General features: G+C 70.4%; 11 protein-coding genes and 1 pseudogene. 2 read left to right on the top strand and 10 right to left on the bottom strand.

The features are described from left to right. Positions 1–22: 22 nt before the first annotated feature. From ACIQ6Y_RS05360 to ACIQ6Y_RS05350, 3 genes are read right to left on the bottom strand one after another with little or no spacing between them, the layout of a single operon-like run. The gene (locus ACIQ6Y_RS05360; RefSeq protein WP_404033189.1) at positions 23–4114 is read right to left on the bottom strand and encodes an Eco57I restriction-modification methylase domain-containing protein; all 4092 of its coding nucleotides are present in this window, start codon (positions 4112–4114) and stop codon (positions 23–25) included. Continuing rightward, positions 4114–7068 carry a DEAD/DEAH box helicase gene (locus ACIQ6Y_RS05355; protein ID WP_404033186.1) on the bottom strand — a complete coding sequence of 985 codons (2955 nt, stop codon included), beginning with the start codon at positions 7066–7068 and terminating at the stop codon, positions 4114–4116. Before ACIQ6Y_RS05355 ends, ACIQ6Y_RS05360 begins: the two co-directional genes overlap by 1 nt. Positions 7069–7109: 41 nt before the next feature. Then, positions 7110–13436, bottom strand: coding sequence for a protein kinase (locus ACIQ6Y_RS05350; RefSeq protein WP_404033183.1), 6327 nt, complete (start codon positions 13434–13436; stop codon positions 7110–7112). Between the two features lie 896 nt (positions 13437–14332). Here ACIQ6Y_RS05350 and ACIQ6Y_RS05345 point away from each other — a divergent pair. Beyond that, the gene (locus tag ACIQ6Y_RS05345) at positions 14333–15388 is read left to right on the top strand and encodes a beta family protein (RefSeq protein WP_404033181.1); all 1056 of its coding nucleotides are present in this window, start codon (positions 14333–14335) and stop codon (positions 15386–15388) included. A gap of 48 nt (positions 15389–15436) precedes the next feature. On the opposite strand, the gene ACIQ6Y_RS05340 is transcribed toward ACIQ6Y_RS05345, so the two are convergent. From ACIQ6Y_RS05340 to ACIQ6Y_RS05310, 7 genes and pseudogenes are all read right to left on the bottom strand, one after another. Continuing rightward, positions 15437–19339, bottom strand: a complete 3903-nt coding sequence (locus tag ACIQ6Y_RS05340) for an AAA domain-containing protein (protein ID WP_404033179.1) — start codon at positions 19337–19339, stop codon at positions 15437–15439. A 6-nt stretch (positions 19340–19345) separates the two neighbouring features. After that, a complete protein-coding gene (locus ACIQ6Y_RS05335; RefSeq protein WP_404033176.1) occupies positions 19346–19729 on the bottom strand; it encodes a hypothetical protein in 384 nt (127 codons plus the stop codon). Between the two features lie 396 nt (positions 19730–20125). Beyond that, positions 20126–20671: pseudogene (locus ACIQ6Y_RS05330) on the bottom strand (nucleotidyl transferase AbiEii/AbiGii toxin family protein); the annotation flags it as partial. After that, positions 20668–21060 carry a hypothetical protein gene (locus ACIQ6Y_RS05325; protein WP_404033173.1) on the bottom strand — a complete coding sequence of 131 codons (393 nt, stop codon included), beginning with the start codon at positions 21058–21060 and terminating at the stop codon, positions 20668–20670. The gene ACIQ6Y_RS05325 and the pseudogene ACIQ6Y_RS05330, both read right to left, overlap by 4 nt. 284 nt (positions 21061–21344) lie before the next feature. Next, on the bottom strand, positions 21345–22874 hold the full coding sequence (locus ACIQ6Y_RS05320) for a helix-turn-helix domain-containing protein (RefSeq protein ID WP_404033171.1): 1530 nt from the start codon (positions 22872–22874) through the stop codon (positions 21345–21347). 64 nt (positions 22875–22938) lie between these two features. Beyond that, positions 22939–23136, bottom strand: a complete 198-nt coding sequence (locus ACIQ6Y_RS05315; protein ID WP_404033169.1) for a DUF4236 domain-containing protein — start codon at positions 23134–23136, stop codon at positions 22939–22941. Between the two features lie 45 nt (positions 23137–23181). Then, on the bottom strand, positions 23182–23814 hold the full coding sequence (locus tag ACIQ6Y_RS05310; RefSeq protein ID WP_404033166.1) for a hypothetical protein: 633 nt from the start codon (positions 23812–23814) through the stop codon (positions 23182–23184). A gap of 226 nt (positions 23815–24040) precedes the next feature. On the opposite strand from ACIQ6Y_RS05310, the gene acnA reads away from it, so the two are divergent. Further along, on the top strand, positions 24041–26758 hold the full coding sequence (gene acnA / locus ACIQ6Y_RS05305) for an aconitate hydratase AcnA (RefSeq protein ID WP_404033163.1): 2718 nt from the start codon (positions 24041–24043) through the stop codon (positions 26756–26758). Positions 26759–26869: the final 111 nt, after the last annotated feature.

Raw genomic sequence — 26869 nt, 5'->3', positions numbered from 1 at the left:
GGGGTTCGGCTCCTTCCGAGGATCAGGCGTGGCGGGGTCCCTGGCCGGGGGGCGGGGTGAGGGTGGAGCGGTAGTCGGTCAGGCCGGCCTCGGCCATCCGGTCGTACTCGGCGAGGATCAGGTTCTTGGTGCGGTACTCGCCGTGCGCCTTGATGTCGTTGTCGCGGACGACGTTGAAGGTGTCCAGGATGTACACGGTGTCGTCGCGGGTGATGCCGTAGAGGTGGAAGAAAAAGGCGTCCGACTCGGCGCGGATAATGGCTCGGCGGTCGGGGTCCCAGCGGAAGGGCGCGCCGGTGTCGCCGAGGTCGGCGGCGAAAGGGCGCATGTCGTTTGTGGTGTAGGTGAGTTCTAGTACGCGGGGGACGAGGAACGCCGTGTGGGGCGCCAGCTGATCGGGGGTCGGGACCGGTAGCTGGTGCATGTAGCCGTACGTGAGGTGGGTACCGCCGATCTTCTGGCGGACGGCGTAGTCGCAGGCCATGGACGACCAGACGGCGGAAAGCAGCGGAGCGTGGCTCGGCAGGGCGGGAAAGGCCAGGGGGTAGGGGTGCCCGAAGCCGTGAGCCGGAGCGGCTGCAGCGATCATCGTGCGCTCGTTGGCGGTAACGGCGATGTCTCGCCAACCGAGCACCCACTTCCGGTCCCAACGTCTTGCCGCTAGTCGGCTGCGTACACCCGGAGCCTTCACCTCCTGGCCGTTCTCATCGAATACCCCAGTGGGGATGTCCTGTTCAGGAACCCAGTAGCGCGGCAGCGGTACGGCGGCGGCGTTCTGGTGCTGTTCCACAGTGAAACGCGGAAGCGTGCCCTTGTTGAGTTGCTGCTCTGTGGCGTTCTCGTACGTGGAGAAGCGGTGGTCGTAGTGGTGCAGCATCTTGGCCTCGTACAGCGGGAGCAGGCGCTCCTCGCCGCGAACGAGCACGTTGCCGTCGAGGGTCCAGCCAGAGTTGATGAGGTCGTCGAAGGTCTCGTTGTCCTGCGCGGAGGGACGGAACAGGTGAGAGTCATTCGACATGTGGAACATGGTCATGAACGAGATGCCCCAGGGATTCCCGCCAGCCTGCTTCTTCTCGTTGATCAGGACCGGTACGCGGCGGTAGATCCCCAAGGCGATGTCTGCATCCCGCTGGCTGCTGAACCCGGGACACGTCCCGGTGTTCGGGTTCATGGCCAGGATGTCTTCACCAGCAAGGAGATAGCTACGGTCAGGAATCTGCTCGACCCTGCGCACCTTGAACACCATGCGAGCTGGATCGTGGGTATTCCCCGAGCCACGCAACATGAAGAGGCAGAACCGCATCTTGTTGGTGACTCCGGGGAAAACCTTGTCCTCGTTCTCGAAGTCGTAGAGAGCGGCGAGCTGTCCCTTTGAAACGATGTCCTTGAAGAAGAACTGCGTCGTCGCGTCCGTAGCGATGCCGGTAGGCACGATCACGCCCGTCCGCCCACGCGGTCCCGTCAGCGTGCGGTCTGTCTCCGTGAAGACGGCGTACGTGTTGATGTCACCCCGTCCCGTCAGCGGGAAGCGGGCGCTGGCGCGCAGGAAGTGACTCTCGCCTTCCGCGCGGCGCTTCGCATCCTCGAACGCGGTGTACAGGCCCAAGCCGTCAGGATCGTCCTGCAGTTCGACGATGAGCCGCTTCCGGGCAGCGGCGTTCTTGGCCTCGGCAATGCGAGGGTCACGCTGGGCGAAGAACTCCTGCTCCTGAAGCTTCACGCGCTCCCACGGCGGATTCCCCACCACCGCGTCAAATCCCCCGGCCCAGCCCGTACCCCGCTGAACACCAACCCCCGACTCCGGAACGGAAAAGACCTCCGGAAACTCCAGATGCCAGTGGAAGAAGCTGTACTGATCCCGCAGCCGCAGAATCTCCGCATGCGTGGCATCCGGCACAGCCGACTGGTCACGGCCACGCAGCGCCCGGAACACCTGGTCGGTCGGCGCCTCCGGCGCACCCTCGTGCTTGGGCCACACAAACGCGGCGCACCAAGCATCGGCGGCATGCAGGTCATGAACGTACGCAGCCGACTCCGTGTAGGCCCGATACGCGGACTCCTGCGCCCGCACCTGCTTCAGGGAGTCGGCCGGTGCAGCAGTGATCCGGGCCAGCTCGGCGGCGTACCGCTCGTTCCCTGGCAGGGGCTCCGTGTCGAACAGAAGCTCGTCCTGCCCGCCCCGCTGGGCCTTGTTTCGCTTGACCAGCCCCGCCGCGTACTTCCGGTCGTCCCCCTCGATCGGCTTGAAGGCGTCATCCGGAACGCCCTCCGCCAGCAGCTTCGGCGTAGCGCCGATCAGCCCGTTCCCGTGCTTGACATGCGCGTCCAGGAAGCCGAGCGGCTTACCCGGCTCCATGGCCTCGATCCACAGCGAGACCTTGGCCAGCTCCACAGCCATCGGGTTGAGGTCGACACCGTAGATGCACCGCGCGACGACCTCGTGCAGCGCATGCCGCATCGCATCGACAGTCGGCTCCGGGTTGCGTTCCCGCACGGAGGCCACCCGCTTGGCGATGCGCCGCGCCGAAGCAACCAGGAAGTGCCCAGACCCACAAGCCGGGTCGCACACCGTCAGTGAAAGCAGCTCATTCACGATGTCATCTGCCGGGTCGGGACGGCCGGCCTCGGCGGCCCGCTGCTCGCCACGCTTCACGGCGTCGTCTATGACCGGGTCGAGCGTGGTATCCAGCAAGCACTCGATCAGCGACGACGGCGTGTAGTAACTCCCCGTCGTCTTACGGCTGTTGCCCGCCACCTCGATCAACTCGAACGAGCGGTCCGTCGCCGAGTGCTTGGGCTCCAGCTCCAGCAGGGACTCGTACACCGAGCCCAGTTCCTCGGCGTCCAGGTGCCGATAGTCGACGGCCCGCCAGCGCCGGGCACCCGGATCGCGGACCTGCGCGAGGTGCCGTACAGCCGCGAGCAGCGACTCGTTGGACAGCTTCAGGCCGTCCAGCGGGGCATCGGCATCCGTGTGCGTGAACAGGCCCCCCAATCCCGGCAGGCCCAGCTCCGGACGGCCACCCTCCGTACCCAGCGCCTCAAGAACGATCCGCAGCGCCTCGTACTGGTCACCATGGGCCGTGCCCTGCCGACGCCGCGCCCGCTCACGCAACCGCGCGGACGAGAAGTACCGCTCGTACGCCTCCCGTTGCCGATCACCGGCATCCGGCGCGAGCAGGGCCTCCCGGTCCTCGGCGACGAAGACGAACAGCAGCCGATACACCAGCCGCAGCAAGGCATCCCGAAGCGCCTTGGGGTCGGTGTTCTCCCGCAGCCGGGCGTTGTCCGGGTGGCGCAGGAACCCGGTACCAAGAACCGTCAGCGCGTTCTGCACCCCCAGCCGCAGCTGATCCAGGGCCCGCGCCCCCGAAGTGACGGCCTCCGTACGCCACTTCTCCAGCCAGCACCCCGAAGGCGCCGCCCCCTCCGGCACCTCGAACCGCGACGCGTGCAGAAGGCTGTACAGCAGCACGAACTCGCTGAACAGCTCCCCGTCGAACAACGCCTCAAGGTCGAACTCGACGTACGCAGCCGTAGAGAAGGACGACGAGTCGCGCAGCAGACGCAGGCGGCGGCCGTTGGTGAGGACCGCCCAGAGGTGGGCCTCGGTCCGGTTGAGGCAGTCCTGGAGCATGGACTGGGCCGGTACCTGGCCTGCCGCCGCGCGCTTGTCCAGCTCCTGGTTCCAGGGGATCATGTGGACCAGGGCCGGGCCGTGGCGGTGCGAGACCGGGAACCGCTTCTCCGGATCCGAGTCGGCCGCGATACCCGCCGCCCCGACCTCCGTCAACGCACCGAAGTCCAGCTTGCGGAAGAGCTGTGCGAGCCAGTCCGTCCCCGCCCGGCCGGTCGGGTCGGCGGAGGGCGCCCCTGTCTGCGGGTCCGAGGGCAGGGCGGCGCGCAGGTCGCGCCAGAGTGGCTTGAGGTACTCCCAGGCGCGCTCGGCCTCGTCACGTACGGGGACCGAGGCCGGCAGGCCGTAGTCGGCGGGCTTGGTGCCCGGCAGGTTCCGCGCCTCGGCGATGCGCAGCAGCATGTCGGCGGGGAGCAGCCCGCCGACCGTGGTGACGGAGGTGAAGGCCAGGGCGGTACGGGTGGCGGCGACGGGCATCAGGCTTCGGCTCCGGACACAGTAGAAGCGGGCTGCGGCAGGTAGACGTACACGCCGAGGACGTCGGCCGGCTCCTGCGGGACGACCTTCAGGCCGCGGACGATCTCCTCGTTGGCCTTGCGCACACGGCGGTGCGAGGCGTCGAGTTCAGCGGCTAGGCGCGTGCCGTACTCGGTGAGGTGCGCGGAGAGGTCCGGCAGGCCGTCCAGGGCACGGGTGATCTGGTTGCGGGCGAGCTGCTCGTGGGTGTTGGCGGCGGCACGGGCCGACAGGAGAGCGGTGGCCGCCTCCTCGTCCAGCCAGCGGGCGCGCGACGGCATGCCCTCGTAAGCGAGCAGACGGGCATCCTCGGCCACCACCTGCCGCTCGCCCGTGCGGGACGGCAGCGTGAGGTGGAAGCGGTAGCGGACCAGGAGGAGCGTGGTGCGAATCGTCACCGCGTCGGTGGTGACCACGCCGCAGCGGCGGGCCGGGCGGGGGCCCGGCGTGTTCGCGTCGAGCGCCGAGTCCAGGACGTACGAGGCGATGGCGCCGATCGCCGGGTCGGTGCGGACCAGCGCGGCCTCGCCGCGGGCGATCGCCGGTGTCGTACGGAACGGGATCTCCCGGTCCTCCTCGATCAGCCGTCCGCCGAGGGTCGCGGCGAGCGCGTCGCGCAGGCCCGCCGGGGCGCCGCCGGCCTGGGCCGTGAAGTCGCCGGTGCCGTCGCGCGGGTCGCGGACCAGCGCGTCCAGGTCGCGCAGCGCTTCCAGGGCGAAGCCGCGCACCTCGTCGGCGCCACCGAGCGCGGCCCGTACGGCGGCGACCTCGCGGGCCACCTCCTCCGGGTGGATGGCGCGCTGGGCGTACTTGGAGCGGGAGGTCTTCTCCCGCTCGGCCGCTGAACTCCACTCGCGCTCGATACGGTCGAACGACTCCTGGTGGCCGTCCATCTCGAACAGGCTCTCCTGGCTGCCCTGCCGTCCGTGCAGCAGCAGCCATTCCACGACGGCGTCGGTGACGCCGGAGGCGGTCTCGTCGGGGACGGAGACGGAGATGCCCAGGTCCTTCTTGATCTGACGGTGCTTCTTGAAGAGCACCTCCAGGACCTTGCCGTCGATGCCGTTGTCCTCGCCGTACATGGTGATGACACGCACCTGATCGCGCTTCTGGCCGTAGCGGTCGACGCGGCCTTCGCGCTGGTCGTGGCGCGTTGGGTTCCAGGCGAGGTCGTAGTGCACCACGGCGTCGAAGTAGTGCTGGAGGTTCACACCCTCGGACAGGCAGTCTGTGGCGATCAGCACGCGGCGGACGGCCGGGTCGCCGGCGCCCTCGCCCGATGCGTCGGACTCGGCGGCGAGCTGCTCGATCCGCTCCAGACGCTGCTGCGGAGAGAGCGTGCCGGTCACCGCGGCGATCTTCGTCCTCTTGCCGAGCTTGCCCTCCAGCTGCTCGGCGAGGTACTCGGCGGTGGGGATGTAGCGGCAGAAGACGATCGGGTGGTAGCCGTCGGCGATCAGGCCCTTCAGATGCCGGGTGAGCGCCTTCAGCTTCGCGTCCTCGGCCGGGCCGACCAACTGTGCGGCCCGCTGGGAGAGTTCGAGCAGCCGGGCACCCGCCTCCTCCGACTCGGCGGCGCCCGGCGCCACGTCCATGCCCTCCAGGCGGTCGTTCTCGGCGGAGTCGGCGGCCACCGGGGCACCCAGCGCGTCCGCCTCCTGCGCGGTACGGGCGGTGGCGGACTCGGAACGCGTCTTCAGGGTCTGTGCGGCGGCCGCGGGGGAGGACACCATCGAGCGCAGCAGCGCGATCACCGACCACCAGGCGATACGGGCCTCCCGCTTGCCCTGTTCTCCCGCCTCAGTGACGCGGTCCCGCGCATAGGCGATGGCGTCGTCGAGCAGCGCCCGGTAGGCGGGCGTCAGCTTGTACGGCTCGTCCTTGGTCCAGCGGTCGGACGGGAAGGCCGTCCGCTCGGCCAGGGAGTCGTCGGCGAGACCGTCCTCCTTGGTGAGGTAGTCGCGGACGTCGGCGCGCTTGCGGGCCACGAAGTGCTCGGCGAGCTTCGCGCGCCCCGCAGGGGACTCCAGGTCCAGCGTGGCGAGTTCGGGACGCACCAGGCCGAGCAGGTTGCGGAACGCGGACTCCTTGCCGGAGTGAGGGGTCGCGGTCAGCAGGAGCAGGTGCCGGTCGGCGTCCGCGGAGACCCTGCGCAGCAGCTCGTACCGGAGCTGGTTCGCGGCGGACGACGTACCGCCCTGCGTGCTGTCGTCGGCCGCCACGCAGGCGTGGGCCTCGTCGACGATCACCAGGTCCGGGCAGTGCCGCACGAAGTCCTCGCGGTGGCGGGTCGACTTGATGAAGTCCGTCGAGATGATCGTGTAGGGGTGCTTGTCGAACAGGGACTGGCCCAGCTCCAGGCCGCGCTCCAGTCGCGACACCGTGGAGGCCAGGACCAGTTCGGCGTCGATGCCGAACTTCTCCCGCAGCTCGCCCTGCCACTGCTCGGCCAGGGCGGGGGAGCAGAGCACCGCCAGCCGGGTCGCCTCGCCCTGGGCGAGCAGCTCCTTGGCGATCAGGCCGGCCTCGACCGTCTTGCCGATGCCGACGTCGTCCGAGATCAGCAGCCGTACGGTGCGCTGCCGCAGCGCCATCAGCAGTGGGACCAGCTGGTAGGCCCTGGGCTCCACCGCGATCGACGCCAGCGAGCGGAACGGGCCCGCTCCCGAGCGGAACCCGATGCGCAGCGCCGTGCGCAGCAGACCGGCGGCCCGCTGGTCGCCCAGGTCGGCCGGGCTCGGCGCCGCGAACTCGGCCGGCCGCACCTCCTCGAAGGCGGGAAAGACGGCCGCGATGTCGTCCTCGCTCCCGCCCAGCGGGCGCAGCACCAGCATGTCGGACGCGCTCTCGGGCAGCACCACCCATTCCCGGCCACGGGCGGCGACCAGGGAACCGGCTGTGTACGTGAGGCTCATGAGATGTCTCAGTTCCTAAAGGCGAAAAGCCGCTGGGGCGGTCAACGGAGGCGGAAGTAGGCGGCGTTGTCGTCCGCGATGGCGTCCCAGTCCGCGTCCGTCGGGAAGCGCAGGACGTCCCAGCCCTTGTCCTCCAGGCGGTACCCGGCCTCGACGTCGCGGGTGGAGTCGGCCGTGCGGCCGGGGATGTCGACGAACACGGCGAGGTTGGCACCGTCCAGACGGAAGACGAGATCGGGGCACGCGCCGGCCTCCGGGACCAGGGTGTTGACCTCGTCCGGCAGCCGGTAGCCCTTCGCCCTCAGCCAGCCCAGCAGGTCACCCTGCGCGACAAGGGCCGCCAGATCCGCCTCCACCGGGGTCGGCGAGGGGCTCGCGGGGGCCAGCCTGCGGAAGCGCTCGCTGCGGGACTCGCCACGGTCCTCCCGCTCGGTGCGGGAGTTGGCCAGCCGCAGCAGCAGCGGCTGGGCGGCGTGCCGGCTCAGCTGGCGGTGGTGCGTCTGGTTGGCGTAGGTCAGCAGGCAGGCGTAGCAGCCGCGGGCGCACTTCTCGCCGTCCGCGGGGCCGCCCTCGTCCTGGCCGGTCTCCGGGTCGAAGTGGCAGATCTCCAGGGCGGTCCGGGCCGCCTTGGCGAGGGCGTCCTTGTCGTGCTGGATCCGGCGCAGCACACCGGCGCCGCCCTCGGCGGCCTCCGTGAACAGCATGCGGCGCCGCGGGCCGTCGTCCGGCGGCAGCAGCTCCGCGGTCAGCTCGGAGTCCTCCAGCTCGAACGCCGCCTCGATGCCCCGCTCCAACGCGTAGAGGAACGACAGGGCCACCGGCTCGGGCAGCGGCTCCTCCAGGGTGACCACGAGGATGTTGCGGCGGTCCTCCACGAAGGGCAGGACCCGCTTCTTGCGGCGCTTCTCGTTGCCGTCCTCGTCGACCACCGGCATGCCGGTGCCCTCGATGGCGTCCGCGGCGGCCCGGTCGTTGAGCCAGCGGCCATCGCCCAGGTCGAGCCAGTAGCCGTCCGGCTCGCCCTCCTTGTCGCGGACGCGGCCCAGGTTGGTGATCCGGACGGTCGCGGAGTCGCCGTAGTCCAGGCCGAGAACGGGCGCCCCGTCGCCGTCGGCGACATGCGAGGTGAGGCGTCCCTTGCGGGCGCCGTGATCCTGGAACGCGTACGACGTCTCCAGGCGGAAACCGGCCCGGCGGCGCTCCTCCTCGTCGGAGGAGATCCGCTCGCGCGGCGTGGTGTACACGGTGTGCAGGTGGAGCAGGCCGGTGCGCTTGCCGCGCAGCTCCTCTCCGCACATCGTGCATGTGTCGGAGCCGGGCTTGACGGCGTAGTGGTAACCGCAGCCGTCGCAGCGGCGGGCCTCCGCCGTCGCCAGCTCGCCCGAGGCGTCCGGCGGCAGCTGCACCCGGGTGACCTGGTAGCGGGCGCCCTCGTGGTAGATGAGCGCGCCCGGACCGAACTCGCGGATCGCGAGGAACCGGGGACGCTGCAGGTAGTCGCCGTCGGCGTTGCGGCGGTTGCCAGAGCGCGGGATGTACGCGGCCAGCGGCAGCCGCGGGAAGCTGTAGCCGGGCAGGAACCCCTCGGACGCCAGGTAGCGATACGGGTTGAAGTCGCTCATCACCGACTTGCTGTCGACGGAGCGGTTCAGCAGCAGGTTCGTCTGCGTCTCGGCCTCCCGGCGGCGGCTGCGCGCCCGGCTCTGCTCGCCGGGGGAGAGCGTGTGGTCGACGACGCGCTTGTTCTGCTCGTACTGGTCGATGACGGCCGCGCGGAACAGATCCCGCCACCGCTCGAAGGCGGCGTCGAATTCGTCCGGAGCCCGTTCGATCCGGTCCTCGATCCACTCGTCGTACCACCAGGTGGTCGACTCGAAGTCCGCGATCAGCGGGGCGAGGACCGTACGGGCGGTGGCGGCCGCGCGTCTGCGGGCGTCCTCGTCCAGGGACCGGTCGAGGAAGTCGGCACGCAGCGGCAGCGGCATCTGCGGATCGGGGCGGTCGTTGCCCTCGGGGTCGTAGGCGACGTCGATGACCTCCGGGATCGCGGTCCCGAGCTTCATCCCCGTCTCCGCCAGCCAGATGCCCTGAATGTGGGAGCGGACCAGATCCTCGTTGGCCAGGTCCAGCCGCGGCGGCGCGACCTGGCCCGACACCATGTCCTGGGAGCGGCGGAAGTAGTACTGGTCGTGGCTGTTGCCGGTCGCGCAGTACGTCGTCACCAGCGCGGGCTGACCGGAACGGCCCGCCCGGCCCGAGCGCTGCGCGTAGTTCGCCGGCGTCGGCGGCACATTGCGCATCATCACGGCGTTGAGCGAGGAGATGTCCACGCCCAGCTCCATCGTCGGCGAGCAGTAGAGCAGAGGCAGTTTGGCCTCCCGGAACTGCTCCTCGCGCTCCAGTCGGTCCTCGGGAAGGACCTGAGCGGTGTGCTCCCGCGCGTACAGGCCGGCCAGCTCGGCGGCCGCGGTCCGGTACAGGTCGCGGAAGAACGGGTTGACGCGAGGGCCCTCGCCGCTGCTGTAGGTGCGTGCGAGGGGGTCGACCGCGCCGCGTTCACCGTTTCCGGCCCGCCAGATCAGGTGCGCGGCCGACACGCGGTAACCCGTGCGCTTCTGCGCCGCACGGCGCCGGTAGGCCGGGCCGGAGGACTCGGGGGTCGCGTCCACCTCGCGCACCAGGTCGGCATCGCGCAGCACCTTGAGTAGGTCCTCGATGACGGACTGTACGTCGTCCAGGGTCGCGGACGCCTCGCGCAGATCGGGCATGTTCCGCCGCAGGTACTTGCCGAACTTGCCGCGGGCCGACAGGAACAGCGCGGAGCGCTCCATACCCGGACGTGAGCCGTACGGGTAGGCGGTTCCGACCGCCGGGCGGTCGCTCTCGCTCAGCACCCACGCCCCGGTCAGCCGCTCCTCGCTCGCCCGCTGAAGGGTGTCGAAGTCGTCGCGGAAGTGCTGCACGTCGATGGCGAGGGCCCGGCGCATGAAGTCGAGCAGCGTACGGGCGATCTCCTCGCGCAGCGCCGGATCGGCGTCACGCAGCACCGCGTGTGCGGACTGCCAGCGCGCGTCGTTGGCGGCGAGCCAGTCAAGATCCTCGTAGTCGATCCGCAGCAGTCCCGTCTGCTCCAGGTTCGGCATCGTGATGCGCCAACCGCGCTCCAGGTCACGGTAGAGGCGGTACCCGACGACGTCCCGGAATGTCTTCACGGCTCTGCGTTCCATGGCGGGAGTCAGGTCCGCGCCGTCCGTGTACTCGCGAGGCGTCAGGCCCATCACCTCGGTGACGGCCTCGGCGAGGTCGTCATGGCTCAGCCCCTCCTCACCGGCGCGCACCGCCGCCTGGTAGAGGGCGCCGCGCAACTGGGTCACCTGAGCGAAGTCGTTGAAGTGACCGGCCTGGAGCGAGGCGTCCTGCCGGTTGTCGACGAACGTGAGGAGCTTGCGCGCCTCCTTGCTCAGGCTCTCCTCCGGCACCGCCCGCAGGGACTTCACGATCGACGCGGAGATCAGCGAGGTCGCCGAGGAACGGCCCTCCTGATCTAGGGTGGCCAGCTTGGCGAAGTCCCGGCCGCGGGTCTGCTCGTAGGAGACCTGGCAGTGCACACAGAACAGGAACGGTGCCGGGACGAACGCCGCCACCAGTCCCTCGCCCGACTCGTTTCCGTGGGCGTCCACGACGACACGCTTGGGCAGCCGCGGCCTGTAGGACTTCTTGACGACCGCCACACCCTGGGCGTCCGACTCCAGCCACGACTCCGGCAACCGCCGGTCGTCCACGGCCTTCTGCGGATCGGCCGGCCACTCGTAGCCCTCCCCGGGCATGCCCAGGTACAGATAGCCCTCGCCCTGGCGGCCCCCGGAGGCGGAGGTGTCCCGGCGCGGCTCGTAGCGGAAGGCGCCACCGTCCTCGGTGCGCCAGACGGTCAGGTACTCCTGGCCGCACTCACGGCAGAACGCCAGCGGGAACAGCGGCTTGCCGTCGCTGTCCGGCTGCTCCAGCTGATAGGTGCGGGTCAGCGGGCGGGTGAGCGGATCCTCGAGCGTCGTGTAGACGGTGTCGCCCTTGGAGAGGAACTGGTGCAGCCGGAACGCGAACAGCGGCCGCTCGGTCACCGGATGCTTGGCCTGCGCCCCCGCCTCCAGGGTCGTCCGGATCGCCTCGCGCACGCTCTCTTCGGGCACCCCCGTCTCGGCGGCCAGCTCGGCCGCCGCCTCCTCCACGGTGCCCGGGGCACAGCGGCGCAACCGCCCGGTGCCGTTCTCGCGCTCCAGACCGAACCGGGACTCCACCCAGCGGGCCAGCGGGTCCTTCGTCAGCGCCTCGTACGAGCGGGGCGCCGCCGGGACCCGCAGCCGCTCGGCGGGCACGGTTTCGGGGGCCTCCTCCGTCGCCCGGACCAGCGTCTCGCCGATGACCCGCTTCGGCAGCACTGTCGTACCGAACAGCCGGCCGGCGACCCTGGCCACCTCACGCTGCTGATCCTCCCAGGAGCCCTCGCTGGACATGGTCGCCGAGGTGCCGATGCACTGCAGGGTCGCGGACGCTCGGCAGGCCTCACGCACGCGGCGGATCAGGAACGCCACATCCGCGCCCTGTCTGCCCCGGTATGTGTGCAGCTCGTCGAAGACCAGGAACTGCAGCCCTTCGGCCATGCGGATCAGGCTGGACCGGTCGTCCGGCCGGGTCAGCATCAGCTCCAGCATCACGTAGTTGGTCAGCAGGATGTCCGGAGGGTTCTTGCGCAGCTGCCGGCGGTCGTCGTCGGACTCCTGGCCGGTGTAGCGGGCGAAGGTGACCGGCTCGCGGCCCTTCCCGAATCCGTGGCGCAGGTACTTCTCCAGCTCCCCCAGCTGCGAGTTGGCCAGCGCGTTCATGGGGTAGACGACGATCGCGCGCACCCGGTCGCCCGCGTTCGGCCCGGCCGCCTGGCGCTCCTTCAGCACGTGGTCGACGATCGGGACGATGTAGGACAGCGACTTGCCGGAACCGGTGCCCGTGGTGAGCACATAGGAGTCGCCCGCCTGCGCGGCCTCGACCGCCTGCCGCTGGTGCAGGTGGAAGGTCAGCGGGCGGCCGTCAGGGCGCTGCGAGGTCTCCTTCTTGCCGGCCTGGAAGATCTCCGCGCACTTCGGGTGCAGCACTCCGTCCCGCACGAGGTCGGTGACCTGGCCGCCGTCGGCGAAGAACGGGTTCAGCGACAGCCACGGGTCGGGCCACTGCGACTTCGCCGCGAGGTCGTCCTCGACGAAGCCGGCGATGCGGGCGTCCCGGATCACCGTCGCGCTCTTGGTGAAACTCTCGTACTCGCTGATCAGGTCGGCATGGATGCCGAAGACGTCCATCGCCTCGGGCAGGCGCGGCTCCCTGCGCGGCACGGGTGCGGGGGCGGCCGGGGCGGGTTCGGGGAGCAGGGCACGCAGGCGTAGCACCGGGTCCATCGCCTGCCAGTGCGGAGCCAGCAGGGCGGCCGTCTCGTCCGGTGCGAGCGCGAGCGGGACCAGCGCCTCACGGACCAGAGCGGCGTTCTCGGGCCGTAGCTCGGCGTCCTTCTCCAAGAGACGGTCCACCAGCCGGACCAGCTCCGCCGGCAGGTCCGGGCGTACCAGGGTCAGTCGCGGCGGCTTCTCGTGCTGGTGCTGCTCGGAGAGCTCATAGGGCGTTCTGGCGGAGAACGGCGGCCGCCCGATCAGCAGCTCGTACAGGATGCAGCCGAGCGCGTAGAGGTCGGCCGACGCATTGACCCGCTCGGCGCGGAACTGCTCGGGCGCCATGTAGCGGGCCGTGCCGACGCTGACGCCTGTGCTGGTCAGCCGCGTCTGGTCGGGATCGTCGACGACAGAGCCCATACCGAAGTCGAGGACTTTGACGGTGCCGTCGCGGGTCAGCATCGCATTGGCCGGCTTCAGATCGCGGTGGACGACCCCGGCGGTGTGCGCGGCGGCGAGGCCCGCGGCGATCTGCGCCCCGATGGCGGCGGCCCAGGAGACCGGCAGCTGAGGTTCTTCGTCGATGAGGTCCGCGAGCGGATGGCCGTCGAGCAACTCCATGGCCAGGTACGGCAGGCCGCTGCCGCCAGGCGTCCGGTCCACGCCGCCGTCGATCAGCAGGGTGAGGTTGGGGTGGCCCTGCGACAGCATGCGCATGATGCGCACTTCGCGGCGGAAACGGTCGATCTCCTTGCTCGCTCCCGACGTGTCGACGGCGATCCCGGTCCGGGCGCGCAGCACGGTCTTGAGGGCGACCTCCTGGTGTGGGGAGTCCGGGGCGGCCTGCAGGTCCTGGGCCCGGTGCACCTCGCCCATGTTCCCGCGTCCCAGAATCCCCGTGATCCGGAACCGTCCATCGACCGTCTCCTGGTGCACTGGCCCTCCCCACTTCACCCGCGGCACACAAAGCGAGCGTATCCCTTCACCTGTTGACGATCGTCACTCCTTTCCGTTGACGCTGTCAACAGAAGCCTCGCTGATGTTGGCCGGAAAGCCTCGCTTCCCCGTCCCCCGTGCTTACAGGTGTTCTTCTCGGTGCAGGTCTCACTTGTGCCGTATGCGCGAGCGTTGGCCCGCTGGCCCCTTCTCGAGGCGTCGATGGTTCCGCCCTGAAGGGCGGTGACGGCAACCGCGTATGGGCAGCGCTGAGGGGGCGGCCATCTCCGTACCGCTGTACGTGCCCACACTGCCACCTCGTTCGTGGTGCGTCGTGTGAGGCGCCGCGGTCGGACGCCTGCTAGTAACGGGGACCGCCATGGGGCGTCCCCCGGTACACGACTGACCGCTTCTACCACCTTTGCGAGACGCTGCCCCGAAGTCCGCGAGTCGGGTGACGTATCGCGCGGCCTTCCGGTTGATGTCGTCGTCCCGCGTGGGCAGGGGTGAGCCCCTGGGAGCAGTGGCTGTGTGACCCGAGAGACGCCGCCGCAGCCATCCTGACCTGTGCCCCCGCATGCAGCACCTTGGACTTGCCCGGTGCGTCCGAGCCGCCATCACGGTCAGTGGCCCGAGCGGCAGGTTGGTGTCGGTCAGCGTGCGGAAGTTCCGCACGGTCAGACCGAGTGTCCGGTAGTTCACGCTCGCGCCCCTGCACAGCGTCCACTTGGAGTGCCCGACCACCGGACATCACGAATCGTGCATGCATTACACCCTCACCAGGCACTTGCCCACATCGGCCATGCGGGCCGAAATCGCCCTCTTTTCAACTGCTGCGAGATGAACGGACCCTGGCGGGAAGGGATGCGCACGGACGGTGCCGAGGGGGAGCCGCGATGTCCGGACCGCTCTATGTTCCCGTTCTGCCGACGAAGCCGCACGCGGCCGGTGCCTTCCGGCGGCTCCGGCCGGACGTCCGGGCCGCGATCAGGCCGTTGTGGAACCTCCCGCCGTTGCCCGGGGTGGCTCCGGAGACGCTGGCCACCGTGGTCGGCAAGTACGTCGGTCCGGTGAGTGCTGTGAGCCGTCACGGCGGATGGATCGACGCTCTCTTCTGCGAGGACGCCCAGACCGCCGTCCTCGCCGAAGCGGTGGCCGTGTACTGCGAGTTGGGGCGACTGCGGCCGGTCACCGGGCCGGAGAGGACCGCGGCGCAGCAGGCGGCGGCCGTGGAGACGGCTCGGCGCTGCCTGCGCGGCCTGGGTGTCCGGGTGCGGGTCACGGGGGAGTGGGACGGCCGTCTCGGGGAGGACGTCCGCGGCCTGCTGGCCACGACCGGTCCGGAGGTGCCGGTGGATCTGCTGCTCGACATGGGCGCGGTCCTCGACGACCGGCCCGACGCGGGCAAGGAGGCGCTGCGCGCCCTCGACGCGCTGATGCCGTTAGCGGTGTGGCGGAGCGCCACTCTGCTGGGGGGAGGCTTTCCCCGGGTCAGCGCCGACATGCTGGAGGAAGGGCCACACGACGAGGCGCGGGCGGAGTGGCGCATGTGGCACGAGGTGCGCGCCGCGGGCAGGGCCTATGCTCCGCTGCTCGGTTACGGCGACTACGGGGTGCAGCCTCCGAGTGCCCTCGCGCAGGCCCCGGCACCCGGGAGGAAGGGCGGCCCGCCCTGGGGTGTGCTCCGCTACACCACCGACAGCTCGTACGTCGTCGTCAGGACGTTGACCCGGGGGCCCGACCGGATCGCCGTCAACCGCGCCGCGGCCCGCCGCATCACCGAACTGCCCGAGTTCCGGGGAGCGCGGGCCGGACAGGGCGAGGAATGGCTGAGCGACTGCGCGAACGGCCCGCTCTCGGTCAGCGAGGGTGTGGGCGGGCCCACGGAGTGGCTGCGGACGGGCAACCTCCAGCACATGACGTTTGTCGTGCGGAGCCTGCCCGGAGGCTGAGCGGGCGGCCGGGCCCGGACGCCCGAGCTCGGCCGCCCTGTCCGGGGTTCAGCCGAACAGCGGTGCCAGCGCGGTCTCGCCCGCCAGGATCCGCCAGGCGGGCACCCGCACCGTCCGGCTCACCGGGCCGGGTTTGGCCCCGTGGCCCCCGGAAGGCAGTCCGGTGAGCAGGTCGCCTCGCGCGTGGGTGAGCCGAAGGTGCCGCGCGGGATCTTCGTCGGGCCTCGGGCCCGGGTCGATCAGCACCGCCGTGTTCTCGCCGGCGTCGGTGAACAGCAGGTCCACCGGGTGTCCGCCGACCGGCACGGCCCGCTCCAGATCGGTGACGCCCCGTCCGCTCAGATACCGTTGCAGGCGGTCGGCGAGGTCCTCGCGCGCCTCGCTCACCGGGCCGGGCAGGCTGGCCTCGGCCGCGGTGCCGCCGTCGCCCGCTCCCAGCGGTGCCGAGCGCGCGGCGAGGAGGGCTGGCAGCCCGCTCTGCTCCTGCCAGAAGGCCTGGCAGCCCACGGTGATCAGCTGCGACTTGGCCCGGGTGACCGCCACGTTCCACAGGTTGACCTGGCTCGCGACCCAGTGCGTGGTCCGGGGCGGGGTGTTGGGCGCCGCCACCGGGCTGAGCACCATCACGTCGCGCTGCCCGCCCTGGAAGGTGTGGACGGTGCCGACCCGGACCCGGTCGTCGTCCCGCCACATCCGGGCCAGTGCCTCTTTCTGCGCACGGAACGGCGTGACCACCCCCACTGTCGCGTCCGGTTCGAGCCCCGCCAGCAGTCCGTCGACCACGCGCCGCACGGCCTCCGCCTCCGCCGCGTTGCGCCAGGACCGCCCGTCACCGCCGCGCGCCGAGCTCCCGGACGGTACGTCGACCCAGCCGAGCACCGGTGCCGGGTCGGCCGCTTCCACCGGGTCGTGTGCCGGTACCTGCCGCCGCACGTCCGTCAGCACCCGCAGCCGGCCGCCGTAGCAGTGGCCGTTGACGACGTCCGCGATCCGCGGGTGGCAGCGGTAGTGCTCGTCGAGGAGCAGCGCGCCCTCGCCGTGCTGTTCGGCCGCGTGGTACGAGGAGTGCACGTGGTAGGTAAGGCGGTGGTGCTCCAGTTGGGCCGCGCTCAGACCGGCCCGCGTCCGTGCCTGCCGCTCCTGCTGCGGTGACACGCCAGGTATGTGCCCGAGCTGCATGGGGTCACCGATGATCAGTGCCCGACGGGCTCGGAAGAGCAGCGGCAGCACCGAGGGGATGGAGCACTGGCTGGCCTCGTCGATGACGACGAGGTCGAACAGCTTCGGGGTGAGTTCCAGCTGCCGCACCGAGTGGGTGCTGACGGCCCATCCCTTGATGTGCGTCATCAGGTTCTTCTGGCTGCGCTGGTAGCCGGATCGGCGGCGCAGCGCCTGGAGCCGCTGGTTCATGAGTCCGGTCGCCCGGCCGAGGGCCTCGGCGGACAGGGCGCGGGACAGTTCCGTCGACAGGCCGGTCAGCGCCTGAGCCGTTGCCAGCCGGGACGCCTTGAGCCCGTCCTCGTCCCACTCCCCGTGTATGCGGACGAGTTCCCGCACGTCCCGCTCCACGGACACGACTTCGGCCAGCGACTCCAGCAGTTCGGGCGACACCGGTTGTTCCGTGACCCAGGTCGGCCACGCCGGTACGGACCCCTCAAACTTCCCGGCCCCTGCCGCGACCAGCGCGGCGAACGCCCGCCCGCGCCGCCACGTCCCGAGCTGCCACCAGCGTGCCGCGGCCGCCCTCCTCGCCCGGCCTGCCCACCGGTCCAGCGGGACGGGGCCCTCCGGGTCCGCCGCCCAGGCCCCTTCGAGGAGGGACAGGGGCAGCTCCAGGGCGGCGGCGCGCTCCTCCCGGTCGCGGAGCAGTTCCAGCAGCCGCGTCTCCTCACCGACGTGCCGAGCCGCTTCTGCCCGGAGCCGGTCGGCCGCTCCCCGGGTGGTGCGCAGCTCTCCGCCCACGGTGGCCGATCCGCGTCGCGGCGCTCCGGCCGGTGCGGCGAGCAGCCGTTCCAGTTTGGCCGCCTCTCGCTCCAGTGCCTCCGCGTTGCCCGTCCGCATCAGCAGACCGGGCGCGATGTCGTCGCAGCGCTCGGCGACGACGTTCACGGCTTCGTTGTTCGTCGAGGCGACCAGTACCGACTTCCCGGCAGCCACGCAGGTGGTGACGACGGCTGTGACGACCTCGCTTTTGCCCGTGCCGGGCGGGCCGGTCGCCACTGTCAGCGGCCGGGTCATCGCCGAGGAGATCACCTGTTCCTGGCTCTCGTTGCACGGCCCCGGGGCGACGGGTGTCACCGTGTCCGCCGGTGCCGAGGTCGTGTCGGGTGCCTGCCGGGCCCCGCCGTCCAGCAGCGCGCCCAATGCGGTGCCGGGAATCTGCGCGACCCGTGTGGAGATCTGCAGCAGGTTGTCCACCAGTGCCTGGGTGGCCATGGCCTCCGCGCCCGAGGGCACCAGCAGCACGGCCGCGTTGTGCGCGCCGGGCCGCAGCGCCTGCATGACCGTGCGGTCGCTGAGCGCAGACGGGTCCAGCGGTTCGAGTTCCGGGAGGCCCAGCTCCTCCAGCAGCTCCCGCACGGCGCGCAGCATTTGGGCGTCGTTGCCCTCCTGCCACGCTGGTTGCCAGCGGGCGACCAGGTCGGCGGCGTCGCCCGCGTCGAGAAGTTCCGAGACGACCCCGCTGTGCAGGGACGGCACGCCGCTGGGCCGGAGCACGTCCCGACCGTCCTCGTCCGGCGCCAGCTCCATCTGCTGGACGAGCAGCGGCGCCAGCTCCACCGCCGCGCGCCGCCCCCGGCCGCCGTCCCGCGAGGGAAGCGTGATCGCCGGATACCCGTACCAGTACTCCTGCCGTGTCCCCGCCTCGCTGCCCGACCCGGACCGCCCGTCCTGGGGCCGGGGCAGTGATCCGGGCGCGACGATGTGCGGTCCGCGGCCCGACTGGATGGTCTCCTCGCCCTGGGCCAGCAGGAAGTACTTCGTGTTGCGGCCGGCGTCCCGGTCGGGCCGCATGCCGGCCGCCGCCTGCGCGGTGAGGCAGTCCGCGTAGTACCGCAGCAGCCGCTGCGGGTCGACGCCGTCCCGTTCGTCCGCCTCGGCCAGTTCACGTGCCTTCAGCAGCGCGGGGGAGCGCCGGGCGGTTTCAGTGGCGTCGTGGGGGAGCGCGGGAAGGCGCACGGGCCGGGCCACCGACCGGGCGAAGGGGAGGCTCCGGGTGGCCCTGATCGTGGACTTGGTGGGCCGCTGCTCCTCCGGGACGCCGTCGCGGGTCATCTGGGCGGTCAGGTAGTCGAAGAGGTCGTCCGGGGTGATCCAGCCGCCGTCCTTGATCCGGCCGTTGCGCAGCCCTTCGACGATCTCCCCGGTGAACCGGGAGGTGCCGAGGCTCGACCCGGGCGGCGCCATCGCGGAGGCCGCCTGGAGGGCGTCGGACGCGGTGATGAAGTACACGCCGGTCGGCCGCAGCAGGGTGCTCGGCGCGGGCCGGTCCGGTTGCGCCGCGGGGCCCTTGGCGGTCCAGCCCTGGACGACGGAGCCGCTGGAGCAGCAGTCCAGCAGGACCAGTTTGGAGGCGGCCCGGCATGACTGGAGCATCCGCTCCAGGAACTCCGCCGGTACGGCCGTGCCCGGCAGGTCGGCGGGGTCGGTGTCCCGGGTCAGGAAGTACAGCTGACCATCCTGCTCGCAGTACTCGCCGTGCCCGCTGAAGTAGAGCAGTGCGGTCTCGCTGGCCTGCCGGGCCTCCAGGAACGTCTCGACGGCGTGCAGCATCTCCGCGCGCGTCGGCTCGGCGGCCACCGCGCACTCGTTGTACATACCGATCTCGGTGTTCTCCAGGACCGCCCGCATGTAGTGCAGGTCGGCCCGCACGGCCGGGAGGTCCTGGTACGCCCCGCTGTCGTACGTGGAGACACCGACGAGCAACGCATGGCGGTCGTTGTCGGTCATCGCCGCTCAGCCCGCCGTCGTGCCGTCGCCGCCGTCGTCCGTGAGGAACCGCTCGATCAGTGTGTCGTCCTCGCGGGCCTCCTTGCCGGTGACGTGCAGGACCGCCCCGTCCGGCCGCTTGACCACGATGGTGCGCTGCGGGATCCGGGCCAGCCACACCTGCACGAGGGCGGCGACGAACGAACCGGCGCTCAGCAGCAGGCCGACGGTTTCGACGGACGGGCCGCCCTTGTCGAACGAGCCCGCCAGGCCGCCGGGTTCGGGCAGGTCCAGACTGGCGGTGGAGTCCGCCTCGGCGAGCGCGGTGAGCAGTTCGCGGGCGTCCTTGCGGGCGCGCAGCGGGTCCTCGTCGACGACGGAAATCCGGTATCCGGTGTGTTTCTCGAGCATGGTGGTTCGTGCTCCCCCTGGGTTCACCGGCTTCTTGCCGGGCGAACGACACTAGCCCCCAGCATTGACAGTGACAGTCCAATGAGGCTGGCCGGCACAGCCGTTGGCGTGAACCCGGTGGCCGATGGCCGAGTCGTGCACGTCTCATGGGAGGTCGGTTCCGTCCAGACCGTCGTGCCCAGCCCGTCCTCCCCGGAGCACCCTCGCGCGGGGCGACCGCCCACCGCCCCGCCGGCCCGGCGACGATCACCGGGCCCCGGCCGGACTCCACGGCGCCGGGTCCGCGTCGGAGAGGACGGGGAAGCGTTCTGTGCGGGTGCCGGTGACCTCGAAGCGCACGGTGTCGGTGCCGTGGGTGAGCCGGACGTAGAAGTCCCGTCTGGCCGACGTGCCCCTGGTCCACTCGGCGCCCGTGAGGTTTGCTTGCAGGTCCTCGCGCTCGAAGCGGCCGCGGGCGTGGCGGCGGCCGAACTCCTCGAGCTCGGCGTTGGTCCAGCGGCGGGAGGCTGCGTACACGTCGATCAGGTCGCGGGGCGCTCCGCGGTCGGCGAGGGCGCGGACCTTGGTCCCGATCACGTCCTCCTCCGCGAGGACGGGCCCGTACGGGCTCTGGGCGACGGGCCGCCAGAAGATTTCTTTGAGGATGTCGACTTCGCAGTCCTGCCCGGTGGCCGGGTCGGTCACGGTGAAGCGTGCGGACAGCGGGGCGGTCTCCAGCGCGTGCACCTTCCAGCCGCGGGCTTCCAGGCCGGCGCGGAGTGTGGCGGCGATGTCGGCCATGGGTGCCGGGTTCTGGGTGGCGACGTCGAGGTCCTGGCTGGGGCGGTTCACAAGGCGGTGCGCCCGCACGGCGTATCCACCCGTGAGAACCAGGGGATACGGCGAGCCGAGCGCAATCACATCCGCCAGGAGCCGCGTGTGCAGCTCCGGCATGTCCGTCATGCGGCTGCCCGGGTGCGGGAGGCGAGCTCGGCGAAGGCGTCTTCCCACACGGTGCGCACGGTGCGGCCGACGAGTGTGCGCAGCACCGGCCACAGCTGGACGAGAAGATCCCGGTTGAGGTACTGGGGCAGATCGTCGCGCAGGCCCTCGTGCAGGACGGTGCGGTACAAGCCCATGCGCTGGCGAGACTTGCTCATGTCGTACGAGGTCATCCCCGACCAGGCCATGTGCAGCGGCAGCTCCACGACCCCCTGGGTCGGGCCGTGCAACTCGTTCAACGAGTCCGGCAGACGCCGCCGGAACTTCTCCCGGTACAGCGCCAGGTCCTCGGCGACCGGGCCCGGGAGGCCGCTCGGCGTGGGTGCGGGGTGCTGTGGGCTGGAGGACATGCCTCCATTATGGAGGCCGGGGGGGCGGTAAGGGGCAGGATGCGCTGCTTGCGTCCGCAGTGAGCGGATCCTGCCCTGGCTGCTTTTCCACGAATCGCTCAGGTCGGCGCCCTTCCGGTGACGCATCACGTGGAGTGCCGAGCAATCCGTTCCGCAGCCCTGAGGCCGACAGCCTCTGAGTCCCGGCTCAAAAGTCCCTGAGAAGTCCCAGTGGCGAAGCCGAACCCCTCCTGGCTCGCATACACGCAGGTCAGGAGGGACAGCGGCCTTGTTTCTTAAGACCTTCAGATGTCCCGGAAGATCTCGATCTGCGCCCCGATCGAGTTCAGCCGCTCCGCGAGGTCCTCGTACCCCCGGTTGATGACGTACACATTGCGCAGCACCGACGTGCCCTCGGCCGCCATCATCGCCAGGAGGACGACGACGGCGGGGCGCAGGGCGGGCGGGCACATCATCTCGGCGGCGCGCCAGCGGGTGGGGCCCTCGACCAGGACGCGGTGGGGGTCGAGGAGTTGGAGGCGGCCGCCGAGGCGGTTGAGGTCCGTGAGGTAGATGGCGCGGTTGTCGTAGACCCAGTCGTGGATGAGGGTCTTGCCGGAGGCGACCGCCGCGATGGCCGCGAAGAACGGGACGTTGTCGATGTTCAGGCCGGGGAACGGCATGGGGTGGATCTTGTCGATCGGCGCCTCCAGCTTGGAGGGGCGGACCGTGAGGTCGACCAGCCGGGTGCGGCCGTTGTCGGCGACGTACTCGGGCGTGCGGTCGTGGTCGAGGCCCATCTCCTCCAGGACTGCCAGCTCGATCTCCAGGAACTCGATGGGGACCCGGCGGACCGTCAGCTCCGACTCCGTCACCACGGCCGCGGCCAGCAGGCTCATCGCCTCGACCGGGTCCTCGGAGGGCGAGTAGTCCACGTCCACGTCGATGGTCGGCACGCCGTGCACGGTCAGGGTCGTCGTGCCGATGCCCTCGACCTTGACGCCGAGCGCCTCCAGGAAGAAGCACAGGTCCTGGACCATGTAGTTGGAGGAGGCGTTGCGGATGACCGTCACGCCGTCGTGGCGGGCCGCCGCCAGCAGCGCGTTCTCGGTCACGGTGTCGCCGCGCTCGGTCAGCACGATCGGGCGGTCCGGGCGGACGACCCGGTCCACCACCGCGTGGTAGTGGCCCTCCGTCGCCGCCACGTCCAGGCCGAACCGGCGCAGCGCGATCATGTGCGGCTCGATGGTACGGGTGCCGAGGTCGCAGCCGCCGGCGTAGGGCAGCTTGAAGCGGTCCATGCGGTGCAGCAGCGGGCCGAGGAACATGATGATGGACCGGGTGCGGACGGCCGCCTCCGCGTCGATCGCGTCCATGTCGAGGCCGGCCGGCGGCACGATCTCCAGGTCGACACCGTCGTTGATCCAGCGGGTGCGCACGCCGATGGAGTTGAGCACCTCCAGCAGGCGGTACACCTCCTCGATGCGGGCGACCCTGCGCAGCACGGTGCGGCCCTTGTTGAGCAGCGAGGCGCACAGCAGGGCGACGCAGGCGTTCTTGCTGGTCTTGACGTCGATGGCGCCGGACAGCCGACGTCCGCCGACCACCCTCAGGTGCATCGGGCCGGCGTAGCCCAGAGAGACGATTTCACTGTCGAGGGCTTCACCGATACGAGCGATCATCTCAAGGCTGATGTTCTGGTTGCCGCGCTCGATGCGGTTGACGGCGCTCTGGCTGGTTCCGAGCGCCTCGGCGAGCTGCGTCTGCGTCCAGCCCCGGTGCTGCCGGGCGTCACGGATGAGCCTGCCGATGCGTACGAGGTAGTCGTCTGCCATGAGGTTGAGGCTATCTCAGATATGAGATGACGCCCGCCGGGGGGTCCGTGCGGGTGACACCTCGTCAATGACGCCTGGCGGAGCGGGTGCGTCGCCAGCCGAAAGGTCCGGGCAAATCCACCGATGTCGTTCGACGTCCGGTGCTGCTGTGCGTGTGGCGCGGGCCGTGTCGGCCGCCCGTGGTGATGGACCAGGAGCGGCGGTTGATGTTCAGCCGCACGCCGGGAAGTATCCGGAAACTCTTACGGAACGTCAGGGGCACGTCCGCCTCCCGTTCAGGGTCGTCGTGACGTCTGTGCCTCTTCGACTACCCCCACTTGCCGTATTGATGGCCGAAGAGCACCGGCTCCTCGAACGTGACCGACATCACCGGCTCGGCCGAGTGCACCGGCACGGCCGGTCCGACGGTGTACCGGTGCCGTGTCACGTCCTCGCCCTCCGGGCGCAGTTCCAGCAGTTCCAGCACCCCCGGCTCCGGGCAGCGCCAGGTCAGGAGCCCCACGTCCTCCGCGAAGGCGTTGGACACGCTGCCCCAGCCCGTGCCGTCGGCCCGCAGTTCGAGGTCGGAGCACTCCATCACGCCGTAGTCGAAGGCGTCGGTGCTCCAGTGCCCGATCAGTGCCTCGTCCAGCCCGGTCCGCGGGTCCGCGGCGTCCCGCTCGGCGATCCCGGCCTGCGCCGCGACCTCGGCGCCGCCCAGGTGGACGACCCGGTCGCCGTGCATGATGGCGCCGACTCCGCGCTCCGGATCGCGGCGGCAGTCGAAGGCGATGCCGGTGTAGGGGACTCCGTCCCGGGTGACGGGGTGGTCGTACACCGCTCTGACGGTGGCCAGCCGCTCCGGCGGTTCCTGCTCCTGAGGGTCGAGCAGCGCGTAGTGCGCGCGCAGCGAGGGCCACAGGCCTCTGGGCAGGGGGTGGGAGCTGTCGGCGGGGTCCATGGATGTGGAGCACACCACAGGGCCCGGACGCACACCACGCCGGGGCAGGGCATGACCATCCCGCCCCCATGTACTAGAGTTATCTCGACATCGAGATATCTGCCGAGGCGCACCGCAGCCGCCGGACGAGTAAGGGTTACCTAACTTAGCCTTACCTTAGCCGATCGGCCAAGCCGGCGTGGCGGCAGGATGCGGTGGTACGCGCACATCAATGAAGGAGACTGTCGTGTCGGCGAACAGCTTCGACGCCCGCAGCACGCTGCAGGTGGGCGACGACTCGTACGAGATCTTCCGGCTGGACAAGGTCGAGGGCTCCGCGCGCCTTCCCTACAGCCTGAAGGTCCTGCTGGAGAACCTCCTCCGCACCGAGGACGGCGCGAACATCACCGCCGACCACATCCGTGCCCTCGGCAGCTGGGACTCCCAGGCCCAGCCGTCGCAGGAGATCCAGTTCACGCCGGCCCGCGTGATCATGCAGGACTTCACCGGCGTGCCCTGCGTGGTGGACCTCGCCACCATGCGTGAGGCCGTGAAGGCCCTCGGCGGTGACCCGGCGAAGATCAACCCGCTGGCCCCGGCCGAGCTGGTCATCGACCACTCCGTCATCGCCGACAAGTTCGGCACCGCGGACGCCTTCGGCCAGAACGTCGAGCTGGAGTACGGCCGCAACAAGGAGCGCTACCAGTTCCTGCGCTGGGGCCAGACCGCGTTCGACGAGTTCAAGGTCGTCCCCCCGGGCACCGGCATCGTCCACCAGGTGAACATCGAGCACCTGGCCCGCACGGTCATGGTCCGTAATGGCCAGGCGTACCCCGACACCCTCGTCGGCACCGACTCGCACACCACCATGGTCAACGGTCTCGGTGTGCTCGGCTGGGGCGTCGGCGGCATCGAGGCCGAGGCCGCGATGCTCGGCCAGCCGGTCTCCATGCTGATCCCGCGCGTCGTCGGCTTCAAGCTCACCGGCGAGCTGCCCACCGGCACCACCGCCACCGACCTGGTGCTCACGATCACCGAGATGCTGCGCAAGCACGGCGTCGTCGGCAAGTTCGTCGAGTTCTACGGCGAGGGCGTGGCCGCCACCTCCCTGGCCAACCGCGCCACCATCGGCAACATGTCGCCGGAGTTCGGCTCCACCGCCGCGATCTTCCCGATCGACGACGAGACCCTGAACTACCTGCGCCTGACCGGCCGCCCCGCGAAGCAGGTCGCGCTCGTCGAGGCGTACGCCAAGGAGCAGGGCCTCTGGCTGGACCCGAAGGCCGAGCCGGACTTCTCCGAGAAGCTCGAGCTGGACCTCTCCACGGTCGTCCCGTCCATCGCCGGCCCGAAGCGCCCGCAGGACCGCATCGTCCTCGCGAACGCCGCCGAGCAGTTCAAGCAGGACGTCCGCAACTACGTCGACACCGTGGACGAGGCGGGCCAGGAGTCCTTCCCGGCCTCCGACGCCCCGGCCATCCACCCCAACGGCGCCCCGTCCAACCCGGTCACCGTGACCGCCCCCGACGGCTCGACGTACGAGATCGACCACGGTGCGGTGACGGTCGCGGCCATCACCTCCTGCACCAACACCTCCAACCCGTACGTCATGGTCGCCGCCGCGCTCGTCGCGAAGAAGGCCGTGGAGAAGGGCCTGACCCGCAAGCCGTGGGTCAAGACCACCCTCGCCCCGGGTTCGAAGGTCGTCACCGACTACTTCGACAAGGCCGGTCTGACCCCGTACCTCGACAAGGTCGGCTTCAACCTCGTCGGCTACGGCTGCACCACCTGCATCGGCAACTCCGGCCCGCTGCCGGAGGAGGTCTCCAAGGCCGTCAACGACCACGACCTGGCCGTGACCTCGGTCCTCTCCGGCAACCGGAACTTCGAGGGCCGTATCAACCCCGACGTCAAGATGAACTACCTGGCGTCCCCGCCGCTGGTCGTCGCGTACGCCCTCGCCGGCTCCATGAAGGTGGACATCACCAAGGACGCCCTGGGCATCGACCAGGACGGCAACCCGGTCTACCTCAAGGACATCTGGCCCTCCGAGGCCGAGGTCAACGACGTCGTGGCGAACGCCATCGGCGAGGACATGTTCAACAAGTCCTACTCCGACGTCTTCGCCGGCGACGCCCAGTGGCAGGCGCTGCCGATCCCGACCGGCAACACCTTCGAGTGGGACCCGCAGTCGACGTACGTCCGCAAGCCCCCGTACTTCGAGGGCATGACGATGGAGACCACCCCGGTCTCCGACATCACGGGCGCCCGCGTCCTGGCCAAGCTCGGCGACTCGGTGACGACGGACCACATCTCGCCCGCCGGCGCCATCAAGGCCGACACCCCGGCCGGCAAGTACCTCACGGAGCACGGCGTCGAGCGCCGCGACTTCAACAGCTACGGCTCGCGCCGCGGCAACCACGAGGTCATGATCCGCGGTACGTTCGCCAACATCCGCCTGCGCAACCAGATCGCGCCGGGCACCGAGGGCGGCTACACCCGCGACTTCACGCAGGACGGCGGGCCCGTCTCCTTCATCTACGACGCCTCGCAGAACTACCAGGCCGCCGGCATCCCGCTGGTCGTCCTGGCCGGCAAGGAGTACGGCTCCGGCTCGTCCCGCGACTGGGCCGCCAAGGGCACCGCGCTCCTGGGCGTCAAGGCCGTCATCGCCGAGTCCTACGAGCGCATCCACCGCTCCAACCTCATCGGCATGGGCGTCCTCCCGCTGCAGTTCCCCGAGGGCGCTTCGGCGGCCTCCCTCGGCCTGACCGGCGAGGAGACCTTCTCCTTCACCGGCGTCGAGGAGCTCAACGAGGGCCGTACCCCCCGCACGGTGAAGGTCACCACCGACACCGGCGTCGAGTTCGACGCGGTCGTCCGCATCGACACCCCCGGCGAGGCGGACTACTACCGCAACGGCGGCATCATGCAGTACGTGCTGCGCAGCCTGATCCGCAAGTAAGCGGTCGGGTAAGCGGCACAGCAGGGCACTTGAGGGCCGCATCCCCTTCGGGGGGTGCGGCCCTTCGCGCAAGGCGTTTACATCTCAACCACTCGGCGCTACCTTCCGCAT

Origin of the sequence: Streptomyces sp. NPDC096205, from assembly GCF_044763135.1 — a bacterium.
Classification (GTDB): domain Bacteria; phylum Actinomycetota; class Actinomycetes; order Streptomycetales; family Streptomycetaceae; genus Streptomyces.
This window is presented reverse-complemented; position numbering and strand designations above follow the sequence as displayed.